General features: G+C 42.6%; 11 protein-coding genes. 6 read left to right on the forward strand and 5 right to left on the reverse strand.

Annotation, left to right across the window (positions count from 1 at the left end):
• Positions 1-3: 3 nt before the first annotated feature.
• Positions 4-438, reverse strand: a complete 435-nt coding sequence (locus CSV77_RS13750; protein WP_099673831.1) for a hypothetical protein — start codon at positions 436-438, stop codon at positions 4-6.
• A 392-nt stretch (positions 439-830) separates the two neighbouring features.
• Here CSV77_RS13750 and CSV77_RS13755 point away from each other — a divergent pair, with 392 nt between their 5' ends.
• A complete protein-coding gene (locus CSV77_RS13755; RefSeq protein ID WP_099673832.1) occupies positions 831-1529 on the forward strand; it encodes a YjjG family noncanonical pyrimidine nucleotidase in 699 nt (232 codons plus the stop codon).
• A gap of 266 nt (positions 1530-1795) precedes the next feature.
• Here CSV77_RS13755 and CSV77_RS13760 read toward each other — a convergent pair whose 3' ends face one another.
• On the reverse strand, positions 1796-2260 hold the full coding sequence (locus CSV77_RS13760) for an Lrp/AsnC family transcriptional regulator (protein ID WP_099637550.1): 465 nt from the start codon (positions 2258-2260) through the stop codon (positions 1796-1798).
• 282 nt (positions 2261-2542) lie between these two features.
• Between CSV77_RS13760 and CSV77_RS13765 the strand changes: the two genes are divergently transcribed.
• The 5 genes from CSV77_RS13765 to CSV77_RS13785 all read left to right on the forward strand — a co-directional run bounded on the left by CSV77_RS13765 (position 2543) and on the right by CSV77_RS13785 (position 8452).
• On the forward strand, positions 2543-3898 hold the full coding sequence (locus tag CSV77_RS13765) for a sodium-dependent transporter (RefSeq protein ID WP_099673833.1): 1356 nt from the start codon (positions 2543-2545) through the stop codon (positions 3896-3898).
• Positions 3899-4013: 115 nt separating this feature from the next.
• Entirely contained in the window at positions 4014-5093 is a 1080-nt protein-coding gene (locus tag CSV77_RS13770; RefSeq protein WP_099673844.1) for a Glu/Leu/Phe/Val dehydrogenase dimerization domain-containing protein, read from the forward strand.
• A 29-nt stretch (positions 5094-5122) separates the two neighbouring features.
• Entirely contained in the window at positions 5123-6187 is a 1065-nt protein-coding gene (gene pdhA / locus CSV77_RS13775; RefSeq protein WP_099673834.1) for a pyruvate dehydrogenase (acetyl-transferring) E1 component subunit alpha, read from the forward strand.
• The gene (locus CSV77_RS13780) at positions 6187-7209 is read left to right on the forward strand and encodes an alpha-ketoacid dehydrogenase subunit beta (RefSeq protein WP_099673835.1); all 1023 of its coding nucleotides are present in this window, start codon (positions 6187-6189) and stop codon (positions 7207-7209) included. The genes pdhA and CSV77_RS13780 overlap by 1 nt, the downstream gene beginning before the upstream one ends.
• 13 nt (positions 7210-7222) lie before the next feature.
• A complete protein-coding gene (locus CSV77_RS13785) occupies positions 7223-8452 on the forward strand; it encodes a dihydrolipoamide acetyltransferase family protein (RefSeq protein ID WP_199203757.1) in 1230 nt (409 codons plus the stop codon).
• A gap of 155 nt (positions 8453-8607) precedes the next feature.
• Here CSV77_RS13785 and CSV77_RS13790 read toward each other — a convergent pair whose 3' ends face one another.
• The 3 genes from CSV77_RS13790 to CSV77_RS13800 all read right to left on the reverse strand — a co-directional run bounded on the left by CSV77_RS13790 (position 8608) and on the right by CSV77_RS13800 (position 11653).
• Positions 8608-9027, reverse strand: coding sequence for a PaaI family thioesterase (locus CSV77_RS13790; RefSeq protein WP_099673837.1), 420 nt, complete (start codon positions 9025-9027; stop codon positions 8608-8610).
• A 185-nt stretch (positions 9028-9212) separates the two neighbouring features.
• Positions 9213-10031, reverse strand: coding sequence for a choline kinase family protein (locus tag CSV77_RS13795; protein ID WP_099673838.1), 819 nt, complete (start codon positions 10029-10031; stop codon positions 9213-9215).
• 1085 nt (positions 10032-11116) lie between these two features.
• Positions 11117-11653, reverse strand: a complete 537-nt coding sequence (locus tag CSV77_RS13800) for a hypothetical protein (RefSeq protein ID WP_144034681.1) — start codon at positions 11651-11653, stop codon at positions 11117-11119.
• Positions 11654-11740 lie beyond the last annotated feature (87 nt).

Here is an 11740-nt window from a genome sequence, read left to right on the forward strand (position 1 = left end):
GTATCACTCCTCTAGTTTTCTGAATGAACTGTATCCCGCATTAAATTTCTCATAGTTATCTGAAAAGGTTTTCATCTCTTTTTCATCGATACACTTTTCTAAGTAATCTGCCTGCACACGCAGTTTCTTTAATGCTCTAAAAGAACCAGTAACTTGTTTCGCTTTCATAGCATCCATACGAAGATCTTCATCTTTTGCACATTCACTGATTTTATTTGATACAAACCCTATAAGCGCTTGATGGGAAGATCCTTCGGTACTATCATATGCATATTTCCACTTTTCAGAAGCGGCATTATGCAACTTTTGAAAAACGGAATAATAAAAGCGATTAACAGCTGCATTGTATTCACCATCATCTCTAAGTGCATGTGCTAACCTAGCATTCACCTTAGACTTCTCTTTTAACCCCATTTTATCAATTCCATTTCTACGCATACCATTTCAATATCCTTTTAGGTTAAATCTATTATAGCACAGGTTTATCCTAAACTTTAGAATCGTTGCTATAAGTAATTACTTTAATGACAGAATGAACGTCACTATTCTCTAAATAGACTATTTAACGAAAAAGTATACATTTTATCAAATTAATTGTACTGACTCTTATTTAAACTTCCCAATCCTCTGCTACTATTCTACCAGTGTGTATTATAGTTTACTATTAAAAAAATACTTTTACTTACATTGCATATTAAAAGAGGTACAAATCTTATTCTATGCTTATAATCTTAAGCAGGTTGAATGTTCCACATCATACACCTGTTTACCTATTGCCTATTTCCCATGGTATACTAGTACTTATTGTTTTTAAAAAGGAGTCCCTCTATATGCCATACGATGTACTATTATTCGATCTAGACGATACTTTATTCGACTTTGCCGAAACAGAAAAACACGCACTCGGCAATACATTTAACACATTCGGACTACCAAACGGCTTGGAAGCGTACCGTGACACATACCGCGCGATCAGCTCCGTCATCTGGGACGATCTCGAGCAAGGACGCATCACACTGAAAGAATTAAAGGTAGAACGTTTCCGTCGGTTATTCACACAGCACGAACTACAAGTAGATGCTTCCCATTTCGGAGAGCTATACATCGAAAATCTAGGCTACGAATCACATTTGATTGACGGTGTGGAAGAAATGATTTCAAAGCTATCTGATTACCGGTTGGCGATCTTAACAAACGGGTTCACCCTCGCCCAACACGCTCGCATTGCCGGCTCTCCATTACGCGATACGTTCGAAGCGATTATCGCTTCTGAAGAAACTGGCTACAAAAAGCCGCAGCCTGAAATTTTTGACTATACCTTTCAGAAACTAGGTATTACAGATCCTTCACGTGTACTGATGATTGGTGATTCGTTGACTTCCGATATACAAGGTGGAATCAACGCAGGTATTGACACGTGCTGGTTCAATCCAGACCGACGCGAAAACAACATAGGAATTCAGCCGACGTATGAAATTCATTCATGGGCTGAATTCAGCTTGGGACGTAAGACAGTACTAAACAACTGATCTATAACTAATCACAGCTAAACCCTCCAACACCTTTCGTTGGAGGGTTTATTCATGTATTGAACGGAGTATTGCTATAAAAGAATTTTTGATGCCTTGCAACCGTTGAAAGACAAGGGCTTGGCATGATGAAATGTATTCCTATCCCCACTATGTTTTTATGATTATTGTTTATAGCACCAAACATCTATTTGAAAGCGCATACATATCCAACTTACATATTGCATTATATGGAAGTAATCCACCACCTACTCAATCCGTAACCGTTACTGTAAACAGTTTTCTTTCACCACATCTTCTTCCGGCACAATAATCTTATATGGAATAGGCGACGACAAGACAATAGAAGTCGTTAGCGAACCGAATGGGATGAGCCGATCGATCAACTCGCTCATTTTGGCCATGCTAGACGTAGCAGCTTTTAAGATATAATTTGTCGTTCCGGTCACACGGTGACATTCAAGGATCGAAGTTTCTCCTTTTATTTGTTCCTCAAAATCAGCGGGCTTCTTTTTCAACTCACTCACCTGGATGAAGAGTAATGTGTCCAGTCCGAGTGCTTGCAATGAGAGTCGCGCAGTGAAATCTTCTATAATACCTTTTTCCTGCAGACGCGCGATACGCTCTGAAACACTTGGGCGGCTAAGAGATAATTGTTTGGACAGGTCGCTGATGGTTACACGACTGTTTTCCTGCAATAGTGCCAATAATTTAATGTCCGTACTGTTCAAAAACCACACCTCTTTTCAAAATGAAGGATAAATGCATCAAAGTCATTCAAAATTGTGTCTTTTTAGTGAAATTCACTTTTTTCTGATATGTAATTAAAGTATATCCTACTCTATTATTAAGTCAAAGGGAATCTAACAGAAGAAGGAGGTACAGAATGGACCACATGTATCCCAAAAACATACGTATAAATAAATTTTTTTTGCTCACGAATGTAAGCGATTTCAAAGACTCGATATTCATCAAATGACAGCAAAAATCATAAAACTAAAGGAACGTGACGCATGCATACTAATAATCAGTGGTCTTCTAAATTAGGATTTATTTTAGCAGCGGCAGGCTCAGCTATCGGTTTAGGCGCAATATGGAAATTCCCTTATGTAGCAGGCACTAGTGGCGGTGGAGCTTTTTTATTGATCTTTTTACTTTTCACTTTTCTGATTGGACTTCCGCTCCTAATGGGTGAATTCATTATTGGACGGAGCACGCAAAAAGACGCGATTGATTCCTATAAAACCGTCGCACCGGGTACATCTTGGCACTTGATTGGAAGACTAGGAATTGTGACGTGTTTCATCCTTCTATCTTTTTACAGCGTGGTGGGCGGTTGGGTGCTCATCTACATCTGGAAAGCTGCAACTGGCAGTCTAAGCGGTCTAACGCAGACGGACTATGGAGATTTATTTGGCAACATCGTATCCAGTCCGTACACAAGTGTAGGCGCGCAGCTTCTGTTCATGGTGATGACAACATTCGTTATCGCAAAAGGCGTGACAAGCGGTATAGAAAAGGCCAGTAAATACATGATGCCCGCACTGTTCGTACTGTTTATCATCTTGACGATACGTTCATTCACTCTCGACGGAGCGATGGCGGGAGTCAGCTTCTTCCTAAAACCGAACTTCGGAAATATTACTTCTGAAACCATCTTGTTTGCGATGGGGCAATCATTCTTCGCGCTTAGTATCGGTGTTTCTGTAATGGTGACGTATAGTTCGTATTTATCTAAAAAGGAAAGTTTGCCGCAGTCTGCTATTTCGATCGTATTGATGAACTTGCTCGTAGCCATTCTAGCCGGATTGGTTATTTTCCCAGCGGTCTTTGCATTCGGTCTTGAACCGGACGCGGGTCCCACATTACTCTTTAACGTGATGCCTACCATTTTCGGGCAACTTCCGTTTGGCACATTGTTCTTTCTAGCATTCCTGATTCTGTTCCTGTTTGCTGCGCTGACTTCCGCATTTTCTATGCTAGAAATTATTGTGTCAGCCACTTCCAAAGGGGATGACAAGAAGCGGAAAAAGTACGCGTGGATGATTGGGGCGGCCATTTTTATTGTCGGCATTCCATCCGCCTTATCGTATGGTTTACTATCAGACTTTACGATTTTCGGTATGATTCTGTTCGATGCGTTCGATTATTTAGTAAGTAATATTCTCATGCCGCTCGGTGCGTTGTTAATCGCTATATTCATTCCATTAAAAATACCGAAAGAGCGGCTCTATGAGGAATTGAAAGCCGGCTCCAACATCAGCAAAAAAATCTTTTCTGGCTGGTTTTTATTAATCCGTTACCTCGCACCGGTAGCTATTCTCATTGTCTTCGCAGACGTGCTCGGACTACTAGACTTCTTGAAATAAATAGATCGATTGCTAATACTTTTTACGAGTTGACAGCAATAAAATAGAGGGGGAATTTATTTTGGTAACTTTAGAACAAACTTTACAAGACGACAAAGCAAGTGTATTGGATAAAATGGTCGAGCACGAACAAATTCTATTTTGTCATGATAAAGCAACCGGTCTTCAGGCTATCATAGCCGTCCACGATACAACCATGGGACCTGCACTTGGCGGATGCCGCATGGCGCCGTATAAAACGATGGATCTTGCATTACAGGATGTTCTCCGCCTATCTAAAGGCATGACATATAAATGCGCGGCAGCTGATGTAGACTTCGGCGGCGGTAAATCTGTCATCATCGGAGATCCGTTAAAAGATAAAACGCCTGAGAAATTCCGTGCTTTCGGACAATTCATCGAATCATTGAACGGACGCTTCTATACAGGGACAGACATGGGCACAACGCTTGAGGACTTCGTGCACGCAATGAGAGAAACAAACTACATCGTCGGCAAGCCCGTTGAATACGGTGGTGGCGGAGACTCGTCCATCCCTACTGCACTAGGCGTCTTTTATGGTATTAAAGCGACAAACCAGACGTTGTTTGGTGACGACAAAGTAGAAGGCAGAACGTACAGTATTCAAGGTCTTGGAAAAGTAGGTTACAAAGTAGCTGAACATATTATCCATGAAGGCGGAAACGTGATTGTCACAGATATTAATGAACAGGCCATTGCGGATATTCAAAAGCTCGGTGGAAGCGCTGTCAAAACGGTATCAAGCGACGAGATTTACAGCCAGCAAGCAGATATTTTCGTTCCTTGCGCATTCGGTGGCGTGATCAATGACGACACGCTGAGCGTATTGAAAGTCCGTGGAATCTCGGGCTCCGCAAACAACCAGCTCGCGGAAAGTCGCCACGGCGAACTGCTCCGTGAAAAAGGTATTCTGTACGCACCGGACTATATCGTCAATGGTGGTGGTCTGATCCAAGTGGCGGATGAACTGTACGGAACGAATCCTGCACGTGTACTCGCCAAAACGCAAAATATCTATAACTCATTACTTGAAGTATTCAATCAGGCAGAACAAGATCATATTACGACCGCCACTGCCGCGGACCATATGTGCGAAAAACGTATTGAAGATGCGAAGAACCGCAACAGCTTCTTCACGCAGTCCAACAGACCGAAATGGAATTTTCATCAGTAATAAAAATAGTTGAATGAGGTGAAAGATTCATGGAAGAACTATATCCAATTACTCAATATGTGAATGAAGAAGGGAAATTCTCGGATGATTCCATTAAAGGAGACATCTCAACCGAATTAGTTCATACATTTTACTATAATATGCTGCGGATCAGAACGTTTGACCGCAAAGCGAAGAGCCTACAGCGTCAAGGCAGACTTGGAACGTATGCCCTATTCGAAGGACAGGAAGCGGCACAAGTAGGAAGCGCTCTTTCCTTGGAAATAGATGACTGGGTGTTTCCTACCTATCGTGATCACGGCGCCCTGTTGACGTTCGGCGCGAATATGCCGAACGTGTTGCTTTACTGGAACGGGCGCACGGAAGGTAATGTGCATCCTGGCCGTAATATCTTCCCTCCAGCCGTTCCCATTGCCACACAGCTCCCCCATGCGGCAGGTGCAGCATGGGCAGATAAACGTAAAGGCAATAAACATGTTTCTATCGCCTATTTTGGTGACGGGGCGACATCTGAAGGAGACTTTCACGAAGGCATGAACTTTGCTAGCGTCTTCAAGTTACCTGTCGTGTTCTTTAACCAAAACAACGGCTATGCCATCTCGACGTCAATTGAGAAGCAAATGAACTCCAAAACCATCGCTCAGAAAAGTGTCGCGTACGGCATGCCAGGCATCCGTATTGACGGAAACGATATTTTTGCCGTGTATTTCGAGACGAAAAAAGCATTTGACAGAGCGAGAAACGGTGGCGGACCGACTTTGATTGAAGCCGTTACCCAGCGATTCGGTGCCCATACCACAGCGGACGATCCGACGAAATACCGCGATCAAAACGAAGTCGAATCTACACGCGATCAATTGGATCCCCTGCTGCGCTTAGAGCGTTTCATGAAAGAACAAAAATACTGGGACGAAAAATGGGTGCAAGAAATCACTACACAGATTCATGAGGAAATTGAAAAAGCAGTCGTGAATATGGAAAACTTCCCGAAAGCGAATGTAGAAGATTTATTCGACCATGTATTTGAAGAACTGCCATGGCCACTACAAGAGCAGAAAGAACAGTATCTACAATCAGTAAGGAGTGAGCAATAATGAATCCAGTTACTGAAAAACCAGCAGGTGAATCAACTAAAACGACACGGTCATTAACGCTTGTACAGGCGGTAACAGACGCACTCGGTACGATGCTCGCTGAAGACGACCGCGTCATGCTGCTCGGAGAAGACATCGGGAAAAACGGTGGCGTATTCCGCGCAACAGAGGGCCTTCAAGAAAAATTCGGTGAAGATCGTGTCATTGACACACCGTTAAGTGAAGCCGGCATTGTCGGTGCCTCAGTTGGGCTAGCAGTCAACGGAATGATTCCGATCGTAGAAATACAATTTCTCGGTTTTATTTATCCAGCATACGAACAAATTGCCACGCATGTGACCCGGGTAAGAATGCGGACGATGAGCAAATATACGGTGCCAATGGTCATTCGTGCGCCGTACGGGGCGGGAGTGCGCGCACCGGAAATCCACTCAGACAGTCCGGAATCCCTTTTCACACATATGCCAGGCATTAAAGTCGTCTGCCCTTCATCTCCCGCCGACGCTAAAGGGTTGCTCATCGCAGCGATTAAAGATCCAGATCCCGTATTATTCATGGAGCCGATGCGCTTATATCGCGCTTTCCGTGAAGATGTTCCGGAAGGGATGTATGAAATCGAAATTGGTAAAGGGAAAAAAGTTGCGGAAGGTGATGATGTAACCGTCATCACTTGGGGCGCCATGGTGCCAGTCGCAAAGAAAGCGGCTGAAAAAGCGAAAGCTAGAGGAATACACTGTGACGTAATTGATATGCGTACTCTGTTCCCTCTCGATAAAGACATTATCGCAGAATCTGTACAAAAAACTGGCCGCGTAGTCGTCGTACATGAAGCACATGAAACGACAGGCGTCGGAAATGATATTCTGTCTATTATTAATAATAATTCATTCCTGTATATGAAAGCACCGATTGAAAAAGTAACGGGATTTGATGTCCCCGTCCCCTTCTTCGCACTGGAAGATGATTATCTACCCACTACCAAACGTATAGATGAAGCAATCGAAAAAGTCTATACATTCTAAGGAGGTTTCCCTATTGTTAGAAGTAAAACTGCATGATATAGGAGAAGGAATGACGGAAGCCGAGATTCTTCACTACTTCGTGAAACCCGGTGACTCTGTTGTGGCAGATCAAGCCCTTGTAGAAGTACAAACAGATAAAATGGTCGCGGAATTACCGTCGCCCGCAACGGGAATTGTAAAAGAACTATTAATCGACACTGCCTCTACGGTTAATGTAGGCACGACAATCTTACTGATAGAAGTAGAAAACGGTTCCGGACGGGCCGAGGAAGCCACTGCTGCCAAGACGCCCCCGGCCGAAACAAAGAAACTCGCTGCCACAACCATCAAAGGACCCCACCGGATCATGGCAGCTCCATACACACGGAAAATTGCCAGAGAAAATGGGGTGGACATTACACGGGTCAACGGAACGGGTCCTGCAGGCCGTATTTTGGAAGTAGACGTGTACCGCTTTATGGAAGAAGGAAGCAACCACATTTCCGCGGTGTTGGAAACTGCAGCAACGAATACTTTGCAATCCACTCCGGTAATTGAAGCAACACCCGCAGTAGCGGAGACGATACCTTTCACAGGCATCCGCAAGCAAATCGCAAAGAAAATGACCCAATCACTGACGACGATTCCGCATGTTACACATTTCGAGGAAATCGATATGACGAACCTCCTTGCGCTGCGCGAAGAACTAAAAGCAGACGGCGCCTCTATTTCTGCAGTGTCATTTTTCATCAAGGCATTAGTCGTCGCATTGAAGGACTTCCCTGTTTTCAACGCGAAGCTGGATGAAGAAAACGGAGTCATCATTCTTGAAAAAGAGTATCATATCGGACTTGCTGTTGATACCACACTCGGACTGATTGTGCCCGTTTTAAAAAATGCTCACAAGAAAACGTTGCTAGAAGTCAACGCTGAAATGAAGGAACTGAATGAAAAAGCACGGCTCGGTACATTGTCAGGTAATGAAATGCGCGGCGGCACCATGACGATCACGAACGTCGGACCACTCGGAAGTACGGGTGCGACACCAATTATTAACCATCCTGAAACAGCGATCATCGCATTCCATAAAACGAAGAAATGCGCAGTGGTCACGGATGATGACGAAATAGTTATCCGATCGATGATGAATATTTCCATGTCATTTGACCACCGAGTAGCAGATGGCGCAACGGCAGTAGCCTTTACAAACCGCTTTGCAGAATTGATTGAACATCCTAAAAAGCTTTGGCTGGAGTTGATATAATTAGTAGTAGGTGAAATCATCTAAGTAGTAACGAATTACTGTACCCGGTTTCACGTTAACCGGGTTTTTTCTTGTCTGATTTCAATTACGTCAAAATAAAAACCTTTCCCGTTTGATCGGAAAAGATTTTTTGAGTTCGTCTGCACTAGTTCACCTTACTTAGCCAAGATCATTACAGAGGAAACGACGTCTCCAACTTTCTTGTCATTTTGAAAAAGACTAGCCACTACATACACCATCTTGCGTCCGAGCCGTTCTACACGAGCCTCCACTTCAACTGTCCCTAGCAACACAGGCCGGTGAAACGTCGTATGAATATCCACAGAAGCAAATGTCTGATCTTCGGCTATTTTAGAAGCAACTGCATAAGCCATCATAATATCTGCGGCGGAAGTTAAAAAACCACCCATCGACACGCCGTTTCCATTCATGAACTTCTCATCCACTGTCCAAATACCACGGGCCAGTCCATCCTCTGCTGACAGTACGTCTAGCTGCAATGTCAAATCACAATTTGGCGGCGTCACTTCCCCCTTAACCACCTTCATCAAATCCACTGTTTTCGGCTCTGCCATCAGCTCATCCACTCCTTTATCTTATTCTACTATCATGGTACAACCGCGGACAAAGCTAGGTGCGGAAAAAGGTTTCCGTACAACTACCGCGCCATCAGCTCAGTCATCTAAGATGATCTTAAGCAAGGCCACATCACACTTTGGTTAGCTGTATAACAAAAACCTAGGCTTTAGTAAGTATGCCGTTACTTATCCCCATACTCCCGATAATACCGCTCTACCCCTTCGATCAGACGCTCCGTACGCATCGCTGTATATTGTTCAAACGAAGGATCTTCGTTCTCTTTAACGAGCGACCATAACGACCAAAGAAAGTCGGTCTTTAACTTTTGCAGATCCAGCGACTCTTTCGAAGAAGCTGGCAAACCGTAATAATCAAGTAACATTTGCTCTTGCTGCTCACTTAACTCCCGTTCCAAAACAAACGCCGCCAAATCCCATTCCGGCAAATAATTCGCACTGTACTCCCAGTCAATCAACAGCACTTGCTTGGCATCATTCTGAATAAAATTACCCGTCACCGAATCCATATGACACGGCGCATACTCTTGCCGCTCCCCTTGCGTCAACTTCCGCAAACGCTCCTCCAACAACACGTACAGCGAAGGAATTTCCGTTAACGAATGTTTATACTTCTCCACCTCGTCCCAATAATTAAAACGATTCTTAAATTCCCTATTCGACGAATGAAGCGTAGCCAACACACCCGCCACTTTCTCCAAATACTCCGGCGTCACGATCAAATCCTGCGTTAAATCAGCCGTCGCATCATAATACGGAGTCATTTTAATACCGTCATCGGTAAACACCACATTGCCAACTGTCACCCCAACTTCAGCCGCAATTTGCTGGTTTGCTTTTTCATTTTGGCGGTTAATGATGTCTTCAAACTCATGTGCTGGGAAACGTAAAACGTATTTTTGTCCTTTGTGTGCGACGAGGAAGTTTAGATTGGTGAGACCGCCTAATCTTTTGATGTATGTAAGTTCTTCGATTAAAAACACTTTTTATGCACCTCGGTTTTCTGTACTATAGTATGTATTGTTCTTCTAGTAGATTTTTGATTTCAACGTACTGATTAAGTATTCGGGAAATTAATAAGATAATCCGTTAATTCAAATCAAACGTATTACCGAATATATCAATTCTTATCACCCTATATATCAAGCATCCACTTACGAATGACGACACATCTATTACGTTATTATCTTTCAACGCTCCATTTAAATCAATAGTAATACTAGACTCATTATAGTCCCATTGAAAATTGGATTGGCGAAATCTATTCACATAGACTTGCAGAATCACCGCACTCTGTGTGGATTCGCTTTGCATGTCCTCTCTCACTTGTCATATAGAGCTTTTTTTCGAAAAGGATACACACGGAAAAAAATATTTTTGAAAAAGATATGATTTCTAATTTTGTCACTCACGTATTGTATAGAGAACTGTGCGACGTCGAGATTCATCTCGACACTATTCTTATTTCTTAAGATTCTTTAAGTTCTTTAGTTATTGGCCTGGCGGTTTTAGGCAAGTGCACTTGCTCAATGTCGTCAGGTACACCTGTCGGATTTAGGCAGACCACTTGTGACTGTTGGGCAGGGTGTTGTCTCATATTGGATAGGTTAGTTCTTAATGTATTTGCGTAGAGGTTTCTTTTATATAATTGTTTGGGGACCTGGTACTGCCCACTAATATATTATTCCAAACAGGGAGGTCTGATGAGTGTATCCCACAGCAGAAATGCTAATGAAAGACATCCGCAGGCAAATCAATGACAGCCTGTATATTGTCAGAAACGTGCCCTATTCAAAGATGTCTGTGATGGCGAAGAATTTATAGATTTTTACGTTTCAATTACTTTGACAACACTGCGTGATCTAATGGTGGAGTAGGCAATGCCTATAGAAGTGGATTTTACTGATTTTGCTAACATATAGTTTTGAATAATTACCAGCTTCTTGACAGTCTGCATTGGGTACCATCAATATCATCAGTTTAGATACTGAGTTGATATTGACGGTATTTTGCGTACAACAGAAGGATCTTTTCCAATCTTCTACAGCATCAATGTTCGCATCAATTGTTAACTTACATAATATGATGTTTCAATTAGTTTATCACCATAGTGATTTAAAACAACTTCAAGAGATCCGTCGCTTAGCCTCTTTCTTTTGTAGTTTAGACCAGCATCTTTAACGTTAAATAAAAGAATACATCTATTTATTTTATTTAATCTACATCCAAAGAGCGAAATATCTAATTCATTAGTTATCTTTAAGTTTCCATTGATAGGAGGGATTATCCCACTTATCGTATTTGGCTTTACTGTCATCTTTATATACCCGCTTGATTTTGCTTTTTCCTTCTTATTGCTTAGTAACATGTCTAAAATAGTAAGCTTCTCTATGTCATTTTCTGACAACTTCTCTGGAATAGAAAACTTAACAAGAAACTTTTTTTCAATAGCACTTATTAATTTTAGAGTTTCTATTTCGTCATCTAATTCCTTGAGTGCTGCTTCATCTATCCTTACTTTAGGGATTTTTCCCTCAAATATAGTTTTGTTGTTAAAGTGAGTATTGCGGAAAGAATGAGCCACTAGTGCGGAGTTTTGAGCCACTGAATGCGGATAATAGGGCCAGTAAAAGCGGGAGCGAGAGCCACCAATCGGTTAAAGTGGTTGAAACAGCCCTAGAAATAAGGTTTC

It is taken from the genome of Sporosarcina sp. P16b, from assembly GCF_002743065.1.
In the GTDB taxonomy this organism is placed as follows: Bacteria; Bacillota; Bacilli; order Bacillales_A; family Planococcaceae; genus Sporosarcina.

Excerpts from the sequence above, each read along its gene's own strand:
- CSV77_RS13750 (WP_099673831.1), bottom strand. The coding sequence starts at position 438 with ATGCGTAGAAATGGAATTGATAAAATGGGGTTAAAAGAGAAGTCTAAG.
- CSV77_RS13755 (WP_099673832.1), top strand. The coding sequence starts at position 831 with ATGCCATACGATGTACTATTATTCGATCTAGACGATACTTTATTCGAC.
- CSV77_RS13765 (WP_099673833.1), top strand. The coding sequence starts at position 2,543 with ATGCATACTAATAATCAGTGGTCTTCTAAATTAGGATTTATTTTAGCA.
- CSV77_RS13770 (WP_099673844.1), top strand. The coding sequence starts at position 4,014 with ATGGTCGAGCACGAACAAATTCTATTTTGTCATGATAAAGCAACCGGT.
- pdhA (WP_099673834.1), top strand. The coding sequence starts at position 5,123 with ATGGAAGAACTATATCCAATTACTCAATATGTGAATGAAGAAGGGAAA.
- CSV77_RS13780 (WP_099673835.1), top strand. The coding sequence starts at position 6,187 with ATGAATCCAGTTACTGAAAAACCAGCAGGTGAATCAACTAAAACGACA.
- CSV77_RS13790 (WP_099673837.1), bottom strand. The coding sequence starts at position 9,027 with ATGGCAGAGCCGAAAACAGTGGATTTGATGAAGGTGGTTAAGGGGGAA.